Origin of the sequence: Streptomyces sp. NPDC102278, assembly GCF_044766345.1 — a bacterium.
In the GTDB taxonomy this organism is placed as follows: Bacteria; Actinomycetota; Actinomycetes; order Streptomycetales; family Streptomycetaceae; genus Streptomyces.
Window position 1 is genome coordinate 16,790 of the sequence record NZ_JBIWLV010000001.1, and the last position, 20,001, is coordinate 36,790.

The window sequence follows — 20,001 nt, forward strand, 5'->3', positions numbered from 1 at the left end:
CCGCGCCATGGGGTCCCAGCAGGAGAAGGACGAGCTGTACGCGCTCGACATCAGCGGTGTCGAGTGGGAGGGCCCGCCCGGGACGAGTCCCGACGAGGAGCGGGTCGAGATCGCCAAGCTGCCCGAGGGGGCGGTGGCCATGCGGTCCTCGCTGGACCGGGAGACGGTGCTGCGGTACACGGCGGCCGAGTGGGAGGCGTTCGTGCTCGGCGCCAGGGACGGCGAGTTCGACCTCCGCTGAGGCCGTGGGCGTCGGGAGACGCGGACGGGGCGCGCCCGGTGCGGGCGCGCCCCGTTCTGGCGCTCGGCGCGAGGCCGGGTGCCGGGTGCCGGGTGCCTGCTACCGGCTACCGGCTACCGGCTACCGGCTACCGGCTACCGGCTACCGGCTACCGGCTCAGTAGGCCTCGGTGAACAGGCGCGAGGCCTTCACGTCGGTGGCACGGTAGTCGCCCTTGCCTGCCTCGATGAGCTTGGCGACGGTGTCCAGCTGCTTCTGCATGTGGTCGGCCGCGGCCTTGTACTTCGACTGGAGGATCACGTACTCGCGGTGTGCCTCACCGTCCCAGGTGTCGGTGACGACCTTGACGGCCTGCTCCATCTCGGCCAGGTCCTTCACGATGTTGTTCGACACGATCCGGATGCGGTCGGCCATCTGCTGGACGGTCTCGTACCGAACCCGGGTGTGGCCGGGGTCAACCATGGTCTTCTCCTTCGCGCTGGGGCTTGACGGGCGACGACGCCGGTCAGATGTTGTTCAGGCCGGACTTGTTGGCGGCGGCGAAGGTCGCGCGCACGTCCTCGTCCTGGGCGTTGCTCAGGTTCTTGGTCTGCGAGATCGCGTGGTGCAGGACCCCGAGCAGACGGCGGATCTTGTCGTGGTCGATGTTGATGTCCTCCTGCGCCTTGGCGAATCCGCCCGCGCCCACACCGGTCCAACCGGCGCTCACCGTCGCGACGATGTCGGCCAGTTCACGGGACTGGGTGGTGACCGCCTGGGCCGTCTCGGAGATCTTGTTGGCCGCCTTGACGACCGGATCGTCCGCGAGTCCGAAATTGTTCGTCATCCGAAGCTCCTCACTTCTCAATTCGCCGGCAGAACCGGCGGACTGCGTGGCGGAGCGGATGTTCCCGGCGCGGCGTCGAGCCGCTCGCCTCGGAAGTCCCCCTCCGCTTCACGCGATCCCCCGATCACAGTCGTGAAGCTCGGCGTCACTCTAGCCACTTCACCGCACCGGCCCAACACCGGTGCCCCACAGCCCTCGTCGACCCGTGACCGTTCACTGCAAACGGCGGCGGCGACGGGCGTCGCGGATGACGGTGGCGGTCCCCGCGATGACACCGATGAGGACGACACCGATCCCGAGAGCGTACGTGCCCAGGCGCTCGTCGCGCTCCTGCGCCGTCTCGGCGAGGCTCAGGCGGGCGGCCTCCGGGGCGGCCGCGGGCGGCGGTCCCGGGTCCGGGACGGGGGCCTTGGGGGGCTCGCTGTCCTGGGTGACCGCGCGGACCGGGTCCACCACTCCCCAACCGACGTAGTCGTCACGGCCGTTGACGGATCGCTCGGCCGTGTTCTGGATCTGCCAGACGATCTGTTGCGGGGTCCAGTCCATGTGCTCGGCGCGCAGCAGGGCGGCGAGGCCGGCCACGTACGGGGCGGAGAAGCTCGTCCCGTTGTCGATGCACTGGCCGAAGCCCGGGACGGTGGAGACCATGTCGACGCCGGGCGCCGCGACGCCGACGAAGTGGCCGGGCTGGGAGAAGGAGGCGCGCTCGTTGTTGCGGTCGGAGGAGGCCACGGCGAGGACGTCGGGGAAGGCCGCCGGGTAGGTCTCGCGCTTCTGGCCGCTGAGGCCGTCGTTGCCCGCCGAGGCGATCACCACGACCTTGGCGTCGATGGCGCGTTTGACGGCCTTGCCGAGCTCGGAGTCCGCGCTCAACCGGGCGTCGGTGTTCTGGGAGATGTTGATCACGTGTGCGCCCTTGGCGAGGGCGTGGTCGATCGCCTTGGCGAGGGTGGCGGCGTTGCCGTGGCCCTGGCCGTCGTTCTGCCGGATGGGGATGACGGTGGCCTCGGGGGCGAGGCCGACGAAGCCGGTCCCGTCCTGGGGGCGGGCCGCGATCAGCCCGGCCACCTTGGTGCCGTGCCCCACGCTGTCGGCGGTGCCGTCGCCGCCCTTGGGGTCGACGAAGTCCTTGCCGGCGCTTACGTCGAGGGCTCCGCTGAGCTGCGGGTTCGCCCGGTCCACGCCGGTGTCGATGACCGCGACGCGGATGCTCCTCCCGTCCTTGGCCTTGCCCTTGGTCCGGGCCCAGAGGGCGTCGAGAAGCAGCCGTTGCAGGGCCCACGGGCGATCGGCGATCTGCTTCTTCATGGGGAAGGTGCACTCACCGGCTCCGGAGACCCGGGAGGCGGACGGGGCGAGCGAGGCGTACGAGGCGAGCGACGTGGGCGCCGGGGCGAACGCGGGGGGCGCCGCGTACGAGGCGCGGGGCGCGGCGGCGGCTCCGCCCGCGCCGGGGACCGTGACGAGCACCAGGGCGCAGGCGAGGAGCGCGGCCCGCGCGGCCGTGCGCGCCGGACCGGGCCGCAGGGCCCCGGGGGCGCCGGCCGGGCGAGGTGGGCGGGGGCGGGGCATCCGGGTATCGGGCATCGGGGGCGTCCTCACGAACCCTGCGGCTGGCGGGCGGAGTTGGTGTCCAACCGAGGGCCCTTGGAGAGGAACTCGGACCAGGCGATGGGCACCATGGCCGGCGTGACCGCTCCGTAGCCGAGCCGGATCTGCGCCTGGCTCGCCTCGGGACGGCCGTCGGCCGCCGGGTCCTGGGAGGCGCCGGCGCCGATCTTCGACTGCTCGGCGTCGCTGTCGCCGTTGGCCTGTACGGCGTACCGCAGGCCGGTGTCGGTGACCAGGAACAGGGATCCCCCGGCGGTGGTCTGCCGGCCCTGGACCTGGGTGTAGAGCAGACCCGAGCCGGGGGTGACGTACGAGCTGGTGCCGCTGGCGGTGATGTCGACGGGGAATCCGGCGCCGGCCCAGGTGCTGAGGGTCTGGTTGCCCTGGCCGTCGACGGAGCGCAGGACGTTGCAGACGGTGTCGCGCTGTTCGCTTCCCGCGGCGGCGCCGGCGGCCGGCGCGACACGGTTGATCTGGGGACCGCGTCGCTGCGGCCACCTGGCCTCGCTCTTGAACGGCGTGGCGTCCGGGTCGAGCGACTGGAGGTCGATCTCGCGGGCCTTGCCGTGCATGTTGAGGGCGTCGGTCGCGGGTGCGGAGATCAGCAGCCAGGCCACGAACTCCGAGACGGGGGCGACGCGTTCGGGCAGGACCACGTAGTGCTGCGTGCCGGCGCCGGTCTGGGCGGTGAGCACCATGCCGACCTTGTTGTCGGCGGTGGCCAGGCCCCGCACGTTCGCGTTGGCGTTGGGCGTGCCGGGCAGCTTCGGGAAGGCCAGGTCGTCGCCGGGGTTGAGGGTGGCCAGCCACTGCTCGGTGACGGGCTGCGGGACGGCGCCGGTGCCGACCAGGGCCGTGGTGAGCGTGCCCGCGTCCGGCGCGCCCTCGGGGAACCTGTACTTGGTGCCGCCGGCGTCGATGAGGTAGCGCTCCTTGGCGCCGCCGGTGTTCTGGACGTACAGCAGTTGACCGCCGGTGACCTTGTCGGCGTCGTCCACGAGCCCCGCCTCGCGGTCGGCGAGGACGAAAGCGGCGGTCTGCACGCCCTTGCCGTTGCCGCCGGGCTGTTGGCAGACCGCCCAGCGCTTGGCCTTGCCGGCGTCCGCGGCGGCGGGCAGCCGGTCGGGGGCGTAGGGGATGCCGATGATGGGGCCGCGCGGCGGCTTGCCCGCGTCCAGGATCTTGTCCTCGATCTGGACGACCTTGAACTTGGAGGGGTCCAGGAGGAGGCGGGCGGAGGCCAGGTTCAGCACGGGGTGGAGCCTGGTCTGCGCCTTGCCGTTGATCTTGGTGGACAGGACCACGTACCGGGTCGTGGACTGTTTGCCGACGATGACCGTGCTGCCCGGCTCGGCCCAGCCCTTGGGGGCCTGCGGTTTGAACATGCCCCAGGCGCCGAAGCCCGCCAGCACCAGCGCCCCGACGATCACTCCGGGCAGTACGGCCCGCAGCGGCCTGGGCGCACCCTCCTCGGTGCCGGTGGCGGACGGCTGGAGGAAGGCCGCCACCGTACGCCGCTTCGCAAAGGTGTACGCGTTGAGCTCATCACGTCGTGATGCCATGGCCGCCTGCTTCTCCCCGCACGGCCCGGTCGGTGCGTGCGGTCCCCGAGCCTCGATTGTCTGACCGGGCACCTACTATGCCTCTTGCCGGAGGCCACGCACGGGGCGGGTAGGCTCTGTTGGCCGTTCGACACCCCGTGTCAGGACCTCCGGACCGCGCGATTTCAGGCGCCGTGCGGCATCAGGGCCCATCGGGGCGGATCGAGGGGATTTCCGGTGTCCGCGGCGACCGCCGCACGACGCCGGACGTACGGGGTCCGACCCCGGAAGGGGGAGGTGCGCGAGTGATGGCCACCGCGACGCAGTCGCAGAGGGTCCCGGACGCACCCGCGGGCGACGGGGTGACTCCGCATCCGAGGTCCGGTCCGGGGCGGTTCGGTCCGTTCCGATTGCAACAGCTCGTTCTGCTCCAGGTCGCCGCGGCGGCGCTGTTGGTGGCGTGGGTGGTGGAACCGCTGCTGCTGGTGCCGGCCGGCGTGCTCGCGCTGGTCCTGGTGCTGCTCGCGGTCGTGCGTCGGCGCCGGCGTTCCCTGCCGGAGTGGCTCGCCGGCTCCCTGGCGCTGCGGGCCCGCCGGCGCCGGGCCGCCGCCTTCACCGTGCCCGCCGGGACCGAGCCGGGGCTGGCCCCGCTGGTCGAGGCCGATCCGGCGCTGCGGACCCTGACGTTCGGCGACCGCGATCGACGTCCGGTCGGGATGGTGGGTGACGGGACGTTCCTGACCGCGGTCGTACAGGTGGACACGGACGCCACCGCGCTGCGGCCGGACCGGGGCGCGCGGCCGCTGCCGCTCGGTCTCGTCCGGGACATCCTCGAAGTGGACGGGATCCGGCTTGAGTCCGCGCAGTTGGTGCAGCACACCCAGCCGGCGCCGGCGCCGCACCTGCCGGCCCGGTCCATGGCCGCGCTCAACTACGCGCCCCTGCAAGCCCGCACCGGCACTCCCGCGGTGCGCCTGACCTGGATCGCCCTCAAACTCGACCCCGAGCTGTGCCCCGAGGCCGTCACCGCGCGCGGCGGCGGGCTCGGCGGCGCGCAGCGGTGTCTGGTGCGGGCCGCCGACCAGTTGGCGAGCCGGCTGACGGGGGCCGGGTTCCGCGCCACGGTGCTGACCGAGCAGGAGCTGACGGGCGCGCTGGCGACGAGTTCGTGCGCGAACCCGATGGCGATCACCCAGGCGGGCCGGTCGGCCGGGTCGGGTCGACGCACGGAGGAGACCTCGCGGACCTGGCGCTGCGACGACCGCCGGCACACCACGTACTGGATCGGCCGCTGGCCGCGGCTGGGCGGTTCGGGGGCGGCGCTCCCCCAGTTCGTGGCGTTGCTGACCTCGCTGCCGGCCCTGGCGACGAACTTCAGCCTCACGATGGCCGCCGCCGGGCGGCAGGGCGTCACGTTGACCGGACACGTACGGGTGACCGGCCGCAGCGACGAGGAACTGGTCACCGCCCGGCGCGAACTGGAGCGGACGGCGCGGGGCGTGAAGGCCGATCTCGTACGGCTTGACCGCGAACAGGTACCGGGGCTGTTGGCCTCGCTGCCGCTGGGAGGCGCGCGATGAGGGGTACGGGTGGGCTGCGGGGCGGCTTCGGACTGGTCGGCCCGCGCCGGGAGCGGCACGTGGTCCCGGCGGCGGAGCTGGACCTGCTGGCGCTCCCCGTCGGGGACGACGGGGTCGTCATCGGGGTGGACGCCGAGGGCAACGCGGCGGTGCTGGGCGTCAACCGGCCCACCCCGTACGAGGTGACGCTGATCGGCGGCCTCTGGACGGCGCAGGTACTGGCGCTGCGCGCGGCGGCCACCGGGGCACGGGTCGCGGTGGAGACCGGGCGCGGGCAGGTGTGGTCCGGGCTGGCGCAGGCCGCCGGCGGCGGGCAGCAGTGCGTGACCCTCCACGAGGTGGGCCGGGTGCCGCCGCAGGGCGCGTCCGCGGGCAGCCCCGTCCTGGTGATCCGGGACTGCGGGATGAGACCGCCGCGCGGCCGGGTGGTGGCGGGGCCGTGGCAGTCGGTGCTGACCCTGCTGCCCTACCTGAGCCCGGCCGCGCCCCGGCTGCTGCGGAACTCCTCCGTGGTGGGCGTGCAGCGGGTCTCCCCCGACGAGGCGGCGCAGATCGGTCGCCTGATGGAGCTGCCGGCGGCGGTGGTGGACTCGCTGCCGACGCTGGGTGACGGGGTCACGCTGTGGTGTACGCCGCAGGACCGGAAGTTCGTGATGACGCAGGGCACGGACACGGAGACCGGTCTGCTGGGGCCGTCGCGGCGGATCGACTGACCGCGGGCGCTCGGTGCGGTGCGGTCGGCGCCGTGCGGTGCGGTCGGCGCCGTACGGGTGCGCGGGGCGGGTGCGCGGGGCGGGTATCCGGTGCGGTGCGCGTCACGGGTGCCTGATGTGGGTACGCGGGGCGGGTGCGCGGGGCGGGTGCCTGATGTGGGTACGCGGGGCGGGTTTCCGGTGCGGGTTCGCGTCACGGGTGCCTGATGTGGGTACGCGGGGCGGGTGCGTGATGTGGTGCCGCCCGGCGCGGGTGCCGTGCCTCGGGGCGTTCGGAGCCCCCGGATGGGGTGACCGGGTGCCGGTGACGGTTGCTCAGCGCCCGGCCGACCTGTAGGGAGGGACGTGGTGCCCCCGGTCCGCGGGCCCCCGCGGGGGCGGGCCGCGCGATGGGGCGCCATTAGGCTGAGTGCGGGCGCGGCGTCGAGGTGGGCGCCTGTGCGGTGTTCGACAAACCAGGAGGACCAGTGAGCGGCGATCGGAACGAGAGGCGCGGCGGGACATGGGACGTCCCGACGGACGATCAGTCCGACGCGGAGCCCGAAGTGACGGGCGAGTTCACCATCGACTACACCCCGCCGGCCTGGTACACGCAGGGTGCGCCGTCGGCTCCGGCCACGTCCGTGCCGGGGCTGCCCGAGGGCAGCGGGTTCGAACCCCACAGCCCGTCGGACGTGGCGTCGCCCGCCACGATGCGGATCGCACCGCCCGCGCCGCGGCGCCCCGCCGACGACCACGGCGCGCCCGCCACGTTCACGACGCGGGCCGAGGCGACGCCTCCCGAGCCGCCCCGGGTCGAGGCGGCGCCGCCCGAGGAACCCCCGGCCCACCAGCCCCAGGCCCCCGCTCCGGCGTACCCGGGTCCGGTCGGGGCCCCCGCTCCGGCGCTCGCGCCCGAGCCGGCGCCCGCCTACCCGCAGGTCCCCGCGCCGGTCGCGGAGCCGGTCGAGCCGGCTTCGCAGGCTCCGGCGCCGGTCCCCCCGTACGCGGGGTCCGTCGAGCCGGTTGCCCCGCCCGCACCCGAGGCGGCGCCGGTCGAGGCGCCGCCGGTCGGGGTGACACCAGTCGAGGCGCCGCCGGTCGGGGTGACGCCGGTCGGGGTGACGCCGGAAGCCTCGGCGCCCGAGCCGGCGCCGGCCCCGCCCGCTCCCGTGGCCTCGCCCGCGCCGGTGGCCGCGCCCGCCGTGTCGTCCGAGCCCCCGGCGCCCCCGTACTTCGCTCCCGCGCCGGAGCCGTACCCGGGCCCCACGCCCGCTCCGGCTCCGGTACCCGCGCCGGTCGACTCGGCGGTGCCCGCCGCACCCGCCGACGGGGTGGCCCCGGTGCCCCCGCCGCATCCGCTCGCCGCTCCCGCCGACGCGGTGCCGTCGGCCGGGCCCTACCAGGACCGCGCCCCGCAGGCTCCCTTCGCGGAGCCCGCGCCCGGGCCGTACGCCCCGCCGCTCACCCCCGCGGACGCGCCGGCCCCCGCCGCGGAGAACCCCTACGGGGGACCCGGTGGTGAACTTCCGCAGCCGCCCGCCTTCGGCACGCCCGCCGCCCCCCAGGGCTACGGCTTCCCGCCCGCCGCCGCCGACCGGCAGCGGCAGCCCCCGGCCCCGCCCGAGGGCTACGGTTTCCCGCCCGCCCCGGCTCCGGCCCCCGCTCCGGCTCAGCAGCAACCCCAACCTCCGCAGCCCCAGCCGCCCTACGGTGACCCCCGTTCGGGCGCGCAGTGGCCGAACGGCCCCCAGCAGCCCCCGTACCCCTCCGGTCAGGCGACCGGTGGGGCCCCGCTCGGCTACACCGCCGCCGTCGAGTTGTCCTCCGACCGTCTGTTGCGGGCGAAGCAGAAGCCCAAGCCGACGCGTTCGGGCTTCCGGTTCGGCGGCAAGGCGGCCGAGGCGGAGCGCCTGCGCAAGCTGGAGCTCATCCGTACGCCGGTCATGTCGTGCTACCGGATCGCCGTCATCAGCCTCAAGGGCGGCGTCGGCAAGACCACGACGACGACCGCGCTCGGGGCGACGCTCGCCACCGAGCGGCAGGACAAGATCCTGGCGATCGACGCGAACCCCGACGCCGGCACCCTCGGCCGCCGGGTGCGCCGCGAGACCGGTGCGACGATCCGGGACCTCGTCCAGGCGATCCCGTACCTGAACTCGTACATGGACATCCGCCGGTTCACCTCGCAGGCCCCTTCCGGCCTGGAGATCATCGCGAACGACGTGGACCCCGCGGTCTCGACGACCTTCAACGACGAGGACTACCGGCGCGTCATCGAGACGGTGGGGCGCCAGTATCCGATCGTCCTGACCGACTCGGGCACCGGGCTCCTGTACTCCGCCATGCGCGGGGTCCTCGACCTGGCCGATCAGCTGATCATCATCTCGACACCGTCCGTGGACGGCGCCAGCAGCGCCAGCACCACGCTCGACTGGCTGTCCGCACACGGCTACGCCGATCTCGTGTCCCGCTCCCTCACCGTCATCTCCGGGGTCCGCGAGACCAGCAAGATGATCAAGATCGAGGACATCGTCCAGCACTTCGAGACCCGTTGCCGGGGCGTGGTCGTGGTGCCCTTCGACGAGCACCTCGCCGCGGGCGCGGAAGTGGACCTCGACCTGATGCGGCCCAAGACGCGCGAGGCGTACTTCAACCTCTCCGCGCTGGTCGCCGAGGACTTCGTCCGCGCCCAGCAGCAGGCCCCGCAGAACCACTGGGGCGCCCCGCAGGCCGCCCAGGCTCCGCAGGCGCCGGGCCCCTACCAGCAGCAAGCCCCCTACCAGCAGCAGCCGGCCGCCCCGCAGCCCTACGACCGGCCGTACCCGCAGCCCGGTCAGCCCTGGCAGCAGCCCGGCCAACAGCCGCCGCAGCCGCCGCAGCCGGGTGGTCCGCCGCGCGACCCCCGGCTCGGCTGACGGCGGGCACGGTCTCGGGCTCGCCCGGCAGCACGGAGGGCCCGTACCGTCCCCAGGACGGTACGGGCCCTCACGTCATGCGTGCGGCGGGGCTCAGCGCTCCGCGTCGTAGGCGTCGGTCAGCACCCGCGCCCGCTTCACGTCGTCGGCGATGGCCTCCAACAGCCCGTCCAGGTTCTCGAACCTGGCCATGCCCCGCACGTACGCGAGGAAGTCCACGGCCACGTGCATCCCGTACAGGTCCAGCCCGATCCGGTCGATCGCGTACGCCTCGACGGTCCGCTCGGTGGCGTCGAACTGCACGTTCGTCCCCACCGAGATCGCCGCCGGCATCCGCTCGCCGTCCGCCGTCAGCCAGCCCGCGTACACCCCGTCCGCGGGGATCGCGGTGTGCGGCTGGGTCTCGACGTTCGCCGTCGGGTAGCCGAGTTCGCGTCCGCGCTGCGCGCCGCGCACCACGACGCCCTCGACCCGGTGCGGCCGGCCGAGGATCTCGGCCGCGCCGTCCATGTCGCCCTCGGCGACGAGCCGGCGCGCCAGCGTCGAGGAGAACGGCACCCCGCCGCCCGCCTCGCCGCGCTCGACCAGGTCCACGACGTCGACCTCGTAGTCGTAGGTGGCGCCCAACTCGCGCAGGAAGTCGACGTTCCCGGCGGCCCTGTGGCCGAAGCGGAAGTTCGGTCCCTCGATGACGGCGCGCGCGTGCAGCTTGTCGACCAGCACCTTCACGATGAAGTCGGCCGGGGACAGCTGGGAGAACTCCGCCGTGAACGGCAGGATCAGCAGCGCGTCCACCCCGAGGCCGGACATCAGCTCGGCGCGTCGGTCGTAGGGCGCCAGGATCGGCGGGTGGCTGCCGGGCCGCACGACCTCGCTCGGGTGCGGGCTGAAGGTGACGACGACCGACGGGAGGCCCAGCTCCCGGGCCTTGGCGACGGCACGCCCGATGATCAGCTGGTGCCCCCGGTGCACACCGTCGTAGGAGCCGATGGTGACGACGCTGCGTCCCCAGTCCTGGGGGATGTCCTCCAAGCCACGCCAGCGCTGCACTGTGACCGCTCCTCGCCCGAACCCGTATGGTCCCTGTCCTGATGTCGATTGCAGGTCTAAGACTGCCATGCCGTCGGCCGGGCGCCCGCATCGGCATCGGGCCGGCCGCGCCCCGCGTGACGTGATGTCGGGTGTCGCACGAGGTCGGGAGCCGGAGCCGCGTCACGTGATGTCGGGGGCCGCCCTGCTGAGCGTCTCGACCGTACGTCTGGCACTCGGCCCCAGCAGCGCGGCCGCCTCGACCCCCGACGCGCCGAGCCAGCGCGCGACGACGGTCCCGAAGGCCTGATCGGCGCGGGCGAGCTCCACGGTCCGGTGCTCGAACACCGCCGGACCCCCGGGCGCCCCCAACAGCCGGCGGCCGGTGCGCCGGAGCAGCTCGCGGGTACGTTCCTCCGGCCGCGCGCCGACCCCGGCGGCGAGCGCCCCGAGGAAGGCGTCGAGCACCGCCGGGTCGTTCTCCTCCCGCAGCAGTACGTCGGCCAGTTCGCCCCGGAGCACGTACGAGGCCTCCCCGCCCGGCGCGGCCAGCACCCGGGCCAGGGCGACCCGGACCCCCGTCGGGGCGGTCCGCAGCAGGTCGAGGACGAGCGGGCGGAGCACGGGCGAAGCGGCGAGGCCCTGGTCGAGGCGCCGGTCCACGAACACGGCCGCGTGCGGGGCGTCCTCGGGGTGCCGCGCGAGGTGTTCCCGTACGAGGTCACCCGCGCGGCGGGCCAGGCCCGGCGTGGTGAGCGCGGCCAGGGCGCGCACCACCTCCCCGTCGACGCGGGCCCGCAGGGCGGCGAATACGGCGTCCGGGTCGGGGAGCACGGGCAGCGCGGCGACCAACGCCGAGGCGGGCAGCCGGGCCCCGCCCTCGGGATCGCGGAAGCAGGCGAGGGCGTCGGGCAGGTACCGGGCCCGCACCTGGGGATCGCGGAGCAGCATCCCGAGGGCGCTGCCGTGCAGGGTGGAGTCGGCCGGGCGGGCCAGCAGCGCCTGCGCCGCGCGGCGCAGCAGCTCGCGGTCGGCGGGGGCGCGCACGTGCGGGGCGGTGGTCGCCCCGTACGCGGCTGCCGCGACCCGGCGCCCGGGCCGCTCGTCGTGGGCCCAGCGGTGGACGGCCCGGCACAGGGCGGAGGGCTCGTCCTCCGCGAGTACGGCGAGCAGTTCGTCGGCACGCGGATGGGCCGCACCGACCAGGGCCTCCGCCAGTTCGTCGACGGCGAGCGCGCGGTGGGTGTGCAGCAGGGCCTGGGCCGCGGTGGCGACGGTGGCCCCGGGGCGACCGCGCAACCGGCGCTCGTCGGTCAGCCAGACGCAGAGCAGCGGCTGGACGAGCAGCGGGTCGCGGGCGAGCCGTCGGGCGGCGACCTCCAGGAAGCGGTGGTCGGAGGGCAGCAGCCGGCGCAGCAGGTCGAGGCGGTCGGACTCGGGCAGCCGCAGCCGGTTCCAGAACCAACCCTCGAAGTCGCCGGGGCCGGCGCGGGCGACGTGTTCGGCGAGAGCGTGCAGGACGGGCAGGTACGACGCGGCGTCGGGGATCCGCAGCAGGCTCTCGCGGAGCAGTCGGGACGCCCACCAGACCCGGTCGGCGCGGCCGTCCTCCCGGGGCCCGGTCGCCCGCTCCCCCTCGTCCTGCGCCCGCTCTTCCGCTTCTCGCTCCGCTTCTCGCTCCGGTTCTGGCTCCGCTTCCGGCTCCGGTTCGGCTTCCGCGAGGGAGTTCAGGGCCTCCACCAGCCGGGTCAGCGCCCCTCGGGTCTCCGCCGGCGAAAGCCTGAGCAGCGCCTCCAGGACGGGTCCGACGCGGTGGCGGGGCACGGGCGGGCCGGTCGTGGCGGGCCCGAGGTGCACCAGGGCGTCCAGTGCGGTCGGCACGTCGAGGTGTCCGGCCTGGAGCCAGTCGGACAGTTCCTCGTGGGCGAAGCGGTACCCCGTCCCGGCGGGAACCAACAGGCCCTCGGCGAGTACGGCCGACGCCCACCCGGTCCGCCAGGGGAACAGTTCCTCGAAGGCGGTACGGTCCAACTCCCCCTGCCCGGGCCCCAGGCAGCGACGGGCGGCCTCGTGCACCCGCCCGGCGACCCGGGCGGCGAGCCGCCGCACCCCGGGCCCGTACACGCCCGGCCCCTGCCCGCCGGCGCCCGGGCCGTGGGGGTGCCACGCCCCGGACTCGCCCCCGCCGGCCGGGGCCGCGGCGCACACCGAGCCGGTCAGCGCGGGTGCATCGGCGGGGCCCGTGGTGTCGGGGCCCGCCGGGAGCCCCGCCCCGCGAACCCGCGACCCGGCCGCGCCGAGTCCGCCGAACCAGCCCGCCCCGGCTCCCCTCGGCCCACCGGCGTCCGGCGGCGTGGCCGGGGCTCCGCCCGGACCCGGCTCCGGCGCGCCGGTGCCCGAGGCCGCGATCCGCACGGCCACCCGCAGCGCCGACAGGTCGAGGTGCGCCGCGAAGACCTCGTCGCGGCCGGGCCGTCCCGCGGTGACCTCGGCGGCCCGGACGTCGGCGAGCAGGCGCAGCGTGAGGGGGTGCCGGGCGTCGACTTCCCGCACCGCGTCGGCGGGGATGCCCAGGCGGGCGCGGACCGCGTCCGCCTCCTGCGGGGTCAGGTCGCCGACCGGCAGCGCGGGCGGCAGCCGCCGGGCCGGGCGGGCGGGGGTGTACAGCGCCCCGGGCGGATAGAGGGCGCCGGCCCGCTCCCAGTACTCCGGCCGGGCGGCGACGACCAGCCGGGCCCCGATGCCGTCGAGCCAGCGGGCGGTGGCCTCGGCCCAGGGCGCCGGCCGCGGGGCCTGCCGCGGCGGCGCCTCCTCCGGGCCGTCGAGGACCACCAGCAGCGCACATCCGGCGTCGGCGGCCAGCCGGGCGATCCGCTCGGCGGTGCTCGCGGCTCCGGGCGCGGCGCCGGGCTCCGGGACCGCTCGGAGAATGCCCGCGGCGGCCGGGGCGGCGCTACCGACGCCGGCGAAGGCGACCGGCGCGGCCGGGACGGCGGCAGCCACCCTGCCGGGTTCCGGCGCCGTTCCGCTCACCGCCCCGGCCAGGAAGCTCGTCCCCGCCTCCGTCTCGGCTTCCACCCCTGCCTCCGCGCCCGCGGCGACGATCCGCCGGGCCGCGGCCAGCGCCCGCTGCGCGGCGTCGGCCAACGAGGAGTCCCCCGCGCGCAGGTCCGCCCCGCGCAGCCACAGCGTGGGCGCGGGCCGGTCCCCGCGGGCCCGGCTCGCGGTCAGGACGGCCAGCGCCGTGGTGCGGCCGGTGCCGGGGGCGCCGATCAGCCCGAGGACGGGCCGGTCCGAGGCGGTGAAGGCGGCCAGTTCGGCGGCGATCCCGGGGCGCTCGACCGGCTCGGGCCCGTCGGCGGTGAGCGCCGGCGGGAACGTGGTGCCGGTCAGCTCCAGCGCGCCCGCCAGGTTCAGGTCGGCGCCGTGTCCGGGCACGGTGGCGGCGTTTCGTTCCAGCAGGGCGGCCAGCGGGCCCCCGGGGTCCGCCTCGGCCGCCGCGCGCAGGGGGATCGCGAACCCGGCGGAGCGGTGCTCGGCGTGCAGAGCGGTGCCCACCACCGCGAGCACCGCTCCGGTCACGGCGTCGAGCACCGGCCCCCCACAGGCCTCCCCGCCCAGCTCCAGGGCGTCCCGGCCGGCCGTGCCGATCGCCAGCTCCACCGTGGCGGGCAGTACGTGGAACCGGTCGGTCGCGGTGTACGTGACCTCCGCGCCCGCCGAGAGCACCCGCGCCTGTCGCCACCCCCGCGCGGGGATCCGTACGTACGTCCCGGGAGCGATCGCCGGGCGCGTCCCGATCGGCAGGGGCCGCAGCCCCAGCCCGTCGGTGCGGACCAGGGCGAGCGCGAGCCACGGCAGGGGGGTCACGTCCCGCGCCTCGGCGAGCCACGTGCGCTCCCCGGGGCCGTGCAGCACCACCCGGGCCAGGCCGTCCACCGCCTCGTGGCTGGTGATCACCGTGCCGCGGTCGTCCGCGACGAAGCCGCTGCCCCGCACCCGCCCGGCGAGATCGCAGATCCTGACGAGCTCCGTCATTGCCGCACCACTCCCCCGCCGTACCCGTGCTCATGACGGTAGGCAGGTGAAGATCAGCGGGAAAAGCACACGAGGCGAAAGCGCCCCCTTACGCTCCCTCCATTCACTCCGAGCGCCTGCTCGGACGGGTGAATAAAGGACTCCGGGTGGATAGAGACCTACCCGAGGGGGGTCGTGGAGCGGTGAGCGGCAGTTCATGGGCGCTCGCCGCTCCACGACAAACTCCCGCGAGACGGAACACGACCCGCCCGTCACGACAGACGGACATCCCGACAGACGCCGTCACGACAGACGCGGTCACGGCGGGCGGCCGTCTCGAAAGACGAAGGGCCCGGCCCGCCGCGCGGCCCGAGGGCCGCACGACGCACCGGGCCGAACGACCCGCCCGCGCGTCCGCAGACGAACACCGTCCGTCAGACGAACACCGCGAGCGACTTCGCCTTGCCGCCCTTGCTCTCCACGAGCCCGAGCAGCTGGTCCCGCGGGCCGTACACGGCGACCGTCGTGCCGTCCTCATACTCGTCCGGCATCTCGATCCGCACGCCGTTGGCGAGCAGCCCGGCGCGCCGCGCGTCCAGGTCCCACCGCGGGAAGGCCGCGGCCGCCGCCTCGCCGATCGGCATGACGGTCAGCTCCTCCTGGAGCTGGTCGAGCGTCCGCGCCCGGTCGATCTTGTACGGGCCCACCCGGGTGCGCCGCAGCGCCGTCAGGTGGCCGCCGACGCCGAGGTCGGCGCCCAGGTCGCGGGCGAGGGCCCGGATGTACGTACCGCTGGAGCAGACGACGGAGACGACGAGGTCGACGACCTTGGTGCCGTCCTCGGCCTCCGCGTCACGCATGTCGTACACCTGGAACGACGAGATGGTCACCGGCCGCGCCGGGATCTCGAAGTCCTCGCCGTCCCGGGCTCGCTTGTAGGAGCGAACGCCCTTGATCTTGATGGCGCTGACCTTGGACGGGACCTGCATGATCTCGCCGGACAGCTTGGCGATCCCGGAGTCCACGGCCTCGCGGGTCACCGCGGACGCGTCGGCGGAGGAGATGATCTCGCCCTCGGCGTCGTCCGTGAGGGTGTCCTGCCCGAGCCTGATGGTGCCCAGGTACTCCTTCTCCGTCAGCGCGAGGTGGCCGAGGAGTTTGGTGGCCTTCTCGACGCCGAGGACGAGTACGCCCGTGGCCATCGGGTCGAGCGTGCCGGCGTGGCCCACGCGACGGGTCTTGGCGATCCCGCGCATCTTGGCGACCACGTCGTGCGAAGTGAAGCCGGACGGCTTGTCGACGATGACAAGGCCGTCCGGAGTCTTCCCTGCGTCGGTGCTCATTCCGCGGTTGCGTCCTCGTCGTCCTCGTCCGGCTTCTTGTACGGGTCGGCCTCGCCGGCGTACGTCGCGCCGGAGGAGACCTCGCGCACCTGGGCGTCGGAGGTCCGCGCCTTCTCGAGGAGGTCCTCGATGGTCTTGGCGTTCTCCGGGAGGGCGTCCGCCACGAAGGTCAGGGTGGGCGTGAACTTGGTTCCCGCCGCCCGACCGACCGCGGAGCGCAGAACGCCCTTGGCGCTCTCCAGGCCCGCTGCCGCGCTGGCCCGGTCCTCGTCGTCCCCGTAGACCGTGTAGAAGACCGTGGCCTCCCGCAGGTCGCCGGTGACCCGGGTGTCCGTGATGGTCACGTGCGTACCGAGGCGGGGGTCCTTGACACCGCGCTGCAGCTTCTCGGCCACCACCTCCCGGATGAGGTCCGCCAGCTTCTTCGCCCGCGCATTGTCGGCCACTGGTCCGTCTCCTTCTTTGTCTTGCAGTCAGTCTTCATCACCGTGGAACCGCCGTCGTACCGACAGCAGCTCCACTTCAGGACGTGCCGCGACCAGCCGCTCGCAGCGGTCCAGTACGTCCGACACGAACCCCGCGTCCCCACTCACCAGGGCGACCCCTATGAGGGCCCTGCGGTGCAGGTCCTGGTCGCCCACCTCTGCCGCGCTCACGGAGAACTTGCGTTGGAGCTCGGCGACGATGGGCCGGACGACGGAGCGTTTCTCCTTCAGCGAGTGAACGTCGCCGAGGAGCAGATCGAAGGACAGAGTCCCCACGTACATGCAGTTCCGGATGTCCCGCCGGTGCGGGTTCGGTGGCCTGCCGGCCAACGCTCGGCAGGATCACCAGAACCGTACACGCAACGGCCGGGGCCGATCGACGGATATTCCGCCGACCGGCCCCGGTGCTACTCGTACGACCTTTCGGCCGTTCGAGCCTTACGCCTTACGACACGGTGCGAACCGCCTCGCGCTTACGCGCGGGGCTTCTCGCGCATCTCGTACGTCGCGATGACGTCGTCGATCTTGATGTCGTTGAAGGAACCGAGGTTGATACCGCCCTCGAAGCCTTCGCGGATCTCGGTGACGTCGTCCTTGAAGCGGCGCAGACCGGAGATGGTGAGGTTCTCGGCGATGACCTTGCCATCGCGCAGGAGCCGCGCCTTGGTGTTGCGCTTGACCTCGCCGGAGCGGATGAGAACACCCGCGATGTTGCCCAGCTTGGACGAGCGGAAGATCTCGCGGACCTCCGCCGTACCGAGCTCGACCTCTTCGTACTCCGGCTTGAGGAGACCCTTCAGGGCCGCCTCGATCTCCTCGATGGCCTGGTAGATCACCGAGTAGTAGCGGACGTCGACACCCTCGCGGTCCGCCATCTGCGCGGCGCGACCGGCCGCACGGACGTTGTAACCGATGACGATGGCGTCGGAGCCCATCGCCAGCGAGATGTCGGACTCGGTGACCGCACCCACACCGCGGTGCAGGACCCGGATGTCGACCTCTTCACCGACGTCGAGCTGGAGCAGCGAGGACTCGAGAGCCTCGACCGCACCGGACGCGTCGCCCTTGATGATGAGGTTGAGTTCCTGGACCAGACCGGCCTTGAGCACGGAGTCGAGGTCCTCGAGGGACACACGACGGACGCGCTTGGCGAAGTTGGCGTTGCGCTCTCGCGCAGCACGCTTCTCGGCGATCTGACGGGCCGTACGGTCCTCGTCCACGACGAGGAAGTTGTCGCCGGCGCCGGGGACGTTGGTGAGACCCAGGACCAGGACGGGGGTCGACGGACCCGCTTCCTCGACGTTGTTGCCCTTGTCGTCGAGCATGGCGCGCACTCGGCCGTAGGCGTCGCCCACGACCATCGTGTCGCCGACGCGGAGGGTACCGCGCTGCACGAGGACGGTCGCGACGGCACCGCGGCCGCGGTCGAGGTGGGACTCGATCGCAATACCCTGAGCGTCCTGCTCCGGGTTGGCGCGCAGGTCGAGCGAGGCATCGGCGGTGAGGACGACGGCCTCCAGCAGGGAGTCGATGTGCAGACCCTGCTTGGCGGAGATGTCGACGAACATCGTGTCGCCGCCGTACTCCTCGGCGACCAGACCGAACTCGGTGAGCTGACCGCGCACCTTGACCGGGTCCGCGCCCTCGACGTCGATCTTGTTGACCGCGACGACGATCGGAACGCCGGCGGCCTTGGCGTGGTTGAGCGCCTCGATCGTCTGCGGCATCACGCCGTCGTTGGCCGCGACCACGAGGATCGCGATGTCGGTCGACTTGGCACCACGGGCACGCATGGCGGTGAACGCCTCGTGACCCGGGGTGTCGATGAAGGTGATCTTGCGCTCTTCACCGTTGACCTCGGTACCGACCTGGTACGCACCGATGTGCTGCGTGATGCCACCGGCCTCGCCCGCAACGACGTTCGTCTTGCGGATGGCGTCGAGCAGTCGGGTCTTACCGTGGTCGACGTGACCCATGACGGTCACGACCGGCGGACGCGGCATGAGGAATTCCTCGCCGCCCTCGTCCTCGCCGAACTCGATGTCGAAGCCCTCGAGGAGCTCGCGGTCCTCTTCCTCCGGGCTGACGATCTGAACGACGTAGTTCATCTCGCCGGCCAGCATTTCGAGGGTCTCGTCGGAGACGGACTGCGTGGCGGTGACCATCTCGCCGAGGTTCATCATCACGGCGACGAGCGACGCCGGGTTGGCGTTGATCTTCTCCGCGAAGTCGGTGAGGGAGGCACCGCGCGACAGGCGCACGGTCTCGCCGCCACCGCGCGGCAGCATCACGCCGCCGACGGACGGGGCCTGCATGGCCTCGTACTCCTGGCGCCTCTGACGCTTGGACTTGCGTCCACGACGCGCGGGACCACCGGGACGGCCGAAGGCACCCTGCGTGCCACCACGGGCGTTGGGACCACCGGGACGCCCGGCGAAGCCGGGACGACCGCCGCCACCGGCACCGGCCGGACCGCCACCGAAGCCGCCGCCACCGGGACGGGGGCCACCGAAGCCGCCACCGCCACCGGGACGCGAGCCCGGACCGGCCGGACGACCGGCGAAGCCGCCGCCCGCGGGACGACCTGCGCCGCCACCGGGACGGGCACCACCCGCACCGGGACCACGGCCACCGGGGCCGCCGCCGGGACGGGGACCGGGACCACCGGCAGCGGGACGCTGCGGCATCATGCCCGGGTTGGGACGGTTACCACCGGGAGCACCACCGGGGCGCGGGGCGCCGCCCTGCGGACGGGGCATGCCGCCCGGGGTCGGACGACCGGCACCCTGGCCCTGCGGACGCGGGGCGCCGCCGGGGCCGCCCTGCGGACGGGGAGCACCCTGGCCGCCACCGGCGCCGGGGGCACCGGGACGGGGAGCGCCGGCCGGACGGGGCGCCTGCGGGCGCGCCATGCCGGTGGAGCCACCAGAGGTGAACGGGTTGTTGCCCGGACGGGGACCGGCCGGACGGGCGCCCTGCGGACGCGGGGCACCGGCACCGCCGGCGGGACGCTGGGACGGACCGCCGGGGGCGGATCCGGCCGGACGCGGGGCGCCGGGACGTGCGCCGGGCTGACCGCCCTGACCCTGGGCCGGACGCTGCTGCGCCGGACGGGGGCCGGGGGCCGCGGCGGCGGGACGCTCGGTGCGCGCCGGGGCGGCCGGGGCCGCCGGAGGCGCGGAGAACTCGGTCACCACGGGAGCCGCCGGAGCGGGCTTCGGGGCGGCCGGAGCCTTGGGACCGGGACGCGGGCCGGATGCGGCCGGAGTCACCGGGGCGGGGGTACTGGCGGCCGGAGCCTCGGCGACGACCGGCTTGGGGGCCGGTGCACCGGGCTTCGGGGCGGCAGGACGTGCCGCAGCGGCCGGGGAGGGCGCTGCGGGCTTGGCGGGCGCTGCCTTGCGGGGCGCGCCGGGCTTTGCAGCGGACTTGCCGGCGTTGCCGCCGGGCCCCTGCAGTGCGTCAGTCAACTTGCGTACGACAGGCGCCTCGATCGTCGAGGACGCCGAACGTACGAATTCACCGAGTTCTTGGAGCTTGGCCATGACGACCTTGCTCTCTACCCCGAACTCCTTGGCGAGTTCGTATACCCGGACCTTAGCCACTTCGCTCCTTTTAGGTCCGGGTTACGCCGGACCGTCGCTACTTCATGGGCGTACTCATCGCGTACTCATCGAGTGCTCATCGCAATCTCGACCTACTTCCAACTCGCGAGGTA

The 20,001-nt window shown here is 74.1% G+C and carries 14 protein-coding genes; 4 read left to right on the plus strand and 10 right to left on the minus strand.

The window, feature by feature from the left end:
* Nucleotides 1-7: 7 nt before the first annotated feature.
* Nucleotides 8-241: a DUF397 domain-containing protein gene (locus tag ACIRO3_RS00065; protein ID WP_053683900.1), complete on the plus strand. Its 234-nt coding sequence runs from the start codon at nucleotides 8-10 to the stop codon at nucleotides 239-241.
* A 156-nt stretch (nucleotides 242-397) separates the two neighbouring features.
* Here ACIRO3_RS00065 and ACIRO3_RS00070 read toward each other — a convergent pair whose 3' ends face one another.
* The 4 genes from ACIRO3_RS00070 to eccB form a co-directional block, all read right to left on the minus strand.
* On the minus strand, nucleotides 398-703 hold the full coding sequence (locus ACIRO3_RS00070) for a WXG100 family type VII secretion target (RefSeq protein ID WP_366001390.1): 306 nt from the start codon (nucleotides 701-703) through the stop codon (nucleotides 398-400).
* Nucleotides 704-746: 43 nt separating this feature from the next.
* Nucleotides 747-1,067, minus strand: a complete 321-nt coding sequence (locus tag ACIRO3_RS00075; RefSeq protein ID WP_361771517.1) for a WXG100 family type VII secretion target — start codon at nucleotides 1,065-1,067, stop codon at nucleotides 747-749.
* Between the two features lie 213 nt (nucleotides 1,068-1,280).
* Nucleotides 1,281-2,654 (minus strand): type VII secretion-associated serine protease mycosin, encoded by a 1,374-nt coding sequence (gene mycP, locus ACIRO3_RS00080; RefSeq protein ID WP_404131203.1) that lies wholly within the window; start codon nucleotides 2,652-2,654, stop codon nucleotides 1,281-1,283.
* Nucleotides 2,655-2,665: 11 nt separating this feature from the next.
* Nucleotides 2,666-4,240 carry a type VII secretion protein EccB gene (eccB, locus tag ACIRO3_RS00085; protein WP_404131205.1) on the minus strand — a complete coding sequence of 525 codons (1,575 nt, stop codon included), beginning with the start codon at nucleotides 4,238-4,240 and terminating at the stop codon, nucleotides 2,666-2,668.
* 287 nt (nucleotides 4,241-4,527) lie between these two features.
* On the opposite strand from eccB, the gene eccE reads away from it, so the two are divergent.
* From eccE to ACIRO3_RS00100, 3 genes are all read left to right on the plus strand, one after another.
* A complete protein-coding gene (eccE, locus tag ACIRO3_RS00090; RefSeq protein WP_404131207.1) occupies nucleotides 4,528-5,799 on the plus strand; it encodes a type VII secretion protein EccE in 1,272 nt (423 codons plus the stop codon).
* Nucleotides 5,796-6,512, plus strand: a complete 717-nt coding sequence (locus tag ACIRO3_RS00095; RefSeq protein WP_361771514.1) for a hypothetical protein — start codon at nucleotides 5,796-5,798, stop codon at nucleotides 6,510-6,512. The genes eccE and ACIRO3_RS00095 overlap by 4 nt, the downstream gene beginning before the upstream one ends.
* Before the next feature lie 467 nt (nucleotides 6,513-6,979).
* On the plus strand, nucleotides 6,980-9,409 hold the full coding sequence (locus tag ACIRO3_RS00100; protein ID WP_404131209.1) for an SCO5717 family growth-regulating ATPase: 2,430 nt from the start codon (nucleotides 6,980-6,982) through the stop codon (nucleotides 9,407-9,409).
* A 93-nt stretch (nucleotides 9,410-9,502) separates the two neighbouring features.
* Here the strand turns inward: ACIRO3_RS00100 and ACIRO3_RS00105 are convergent, their stop codons facing one another.
* From ACIRO3_RS00105 to infB, 6 genes are all read right to left on the minus strand, one after another.
* Nucleotides 9,503-10,459: a bifunctional riboflavin kinase/FAD synthetase gene (locus ACIRO3_RS00105; RefSeq protein WP_361771512.1), complete on the minus strand. Its 957-nt coding sequence runs from the start codon at nucleotides 10,457-10,459 to the stop codon at nucleotides 9,503-9,505.
* Nucleotides 10,460-10,621: 162 nt separating this feature from the next.
* On the minus strand, nucleotides 10,622-14,476 hold the full coding sequence (locus tag ACIRO3_RS00110; protein ID WP_404131211.1) for a trypsin-like peptidase domain-containing protein: 3,855 nt from the start codon (nucleotides 14,474-14,476) through the stop codon (nucleotides 10,622-10,624).
* Nucleotides 14,477-14,889: 413 nt separating this feature from the next.
* Nucleotides 14,890-15,798, minus strand: coding sequence for a tRNA pseudouridine(55) synthase TruB (gene truB / locus ACIRO3_RS00115; RefSeq protein WP_404131213.1), 909 nt, complete (start codon nucleotides 15,796-15,798; stop codon nucleotides 14,890-14,892).
* The gene (gene rbfA, locus ACIRO3_RS00120) at nucleotides 15,795-16,244 is read right to left on the minus strand and encodes a 30S ribosome-binding factor RbfA (RefSeq protein ID WP_361771509.1); all 450 of its coding nucleotides are present in this window, start codon (nucleotides 16,242-16,244) and stop codon (nucleotides 15,795-15,797) included. The genes truB and rbfA overlap by 4 nt, the downstream gene beginning before the upstream one ends.
* 27 nt (nucleotides 16,245-16,271) lie before the next feature.
* A complete protein-coding gene (locus ACIRO3_RS00125; RefSeq protein WP_365997997.1) occupies nucleotides 16,272-16,565 on the minus strand; it encodes a DUF503 domain-containing protein in 294 nt (97 codons plus the stop codon).
* Between the two features lie 191 nt (nucleotides 16,566-16,756).
* The gene (gene infB, locus ACIRO3_RS00130) at nucleotides 16,757-19,888 is read right to left on the minus strand and encodes a translation initiation factor IF-2 (protein ID WP_361771507.1); all 3,132 of its coding nucleotides are present in this window, start codon (nucleotides 19,886-19,888) and stop codon (nucleotides 16,757-16,759) included.
* Between the last annotated feature and the right edge of the window lie 113 nt (nucleotides 19,889-20,001).

Bases quoted from the DNA above. Each gene is read 5' to 3' on its own strand.
- truB (WP_404131213.1), bottom strand. From the start codon at position 15,798: ATGAGCACCGACGCAGGGAAGACTCCGGACGGCCTTGTCATCGTCGAC.
- ACIRO3_RS00110 (WP_404131211.1), bottom strand. From the start codon at position 14,476: ATGACGGAGCTCGTCAGGATCTGCGATCTCGCCGGGCGGGTGCGGGGC.
- ACIRO3_RS00070 (WP_366001390.1), bottom strand. From the start codon at position 703: ATGGTTGACCCCGGCCACACCCGGGTTCGGTACGAGACCGTCCAGCAG.
- ACIRO3_RS00095 (WP_361771514.1), top strand. From the start codon at position 5,796: ATGAGGGGTACGGGTGGGCTGCGGGGCGGCTTCGGACTGGTCGGCCCG.
- ACIRO3_RS00075 (WP_361771517.1), bottom strand. From the start codon at position 1,067: ATGACGAACAATTTCGGACTCGCGGACGATCCGGTCGTCAAGGCGGCC.
- ACIRO3_RS00125 (WP_365997997.1), bottom strand. From the start codon at position 16,565: ATGTACGTGGGGACTCTGTCCTTCGATCTGCTCCTCGGCGACGTTCAC.
- eccE (WP_404131207.1), top strand. From the start codon at position 4,528: ATGGCCACCGCGACGCAGTCGCAGAGGGTCCCGGACGCACCCGCGGGC.
- eccB (WP_404131205.1), bottom strand. From the start codon at position 4,240: ATGGCATCACGACGTGATGAGCTCAACGCGTACACCTTTGCGAAGCGG.
- mycP (WP_404131203.1), bottom strand. From the start codon at position 2,654: ATGCCCGATACCCGGATGCCCCGCCCCCGCCCACCTCGCCCGGCCGGC.
- ACIRO3_RS00065 (WP_053683900.1), top strand. From the start codon at position 8: ATGGGGTCCCAGCAGGAGAAGGACGAGCTGTACGCGCTCGACATCAGC.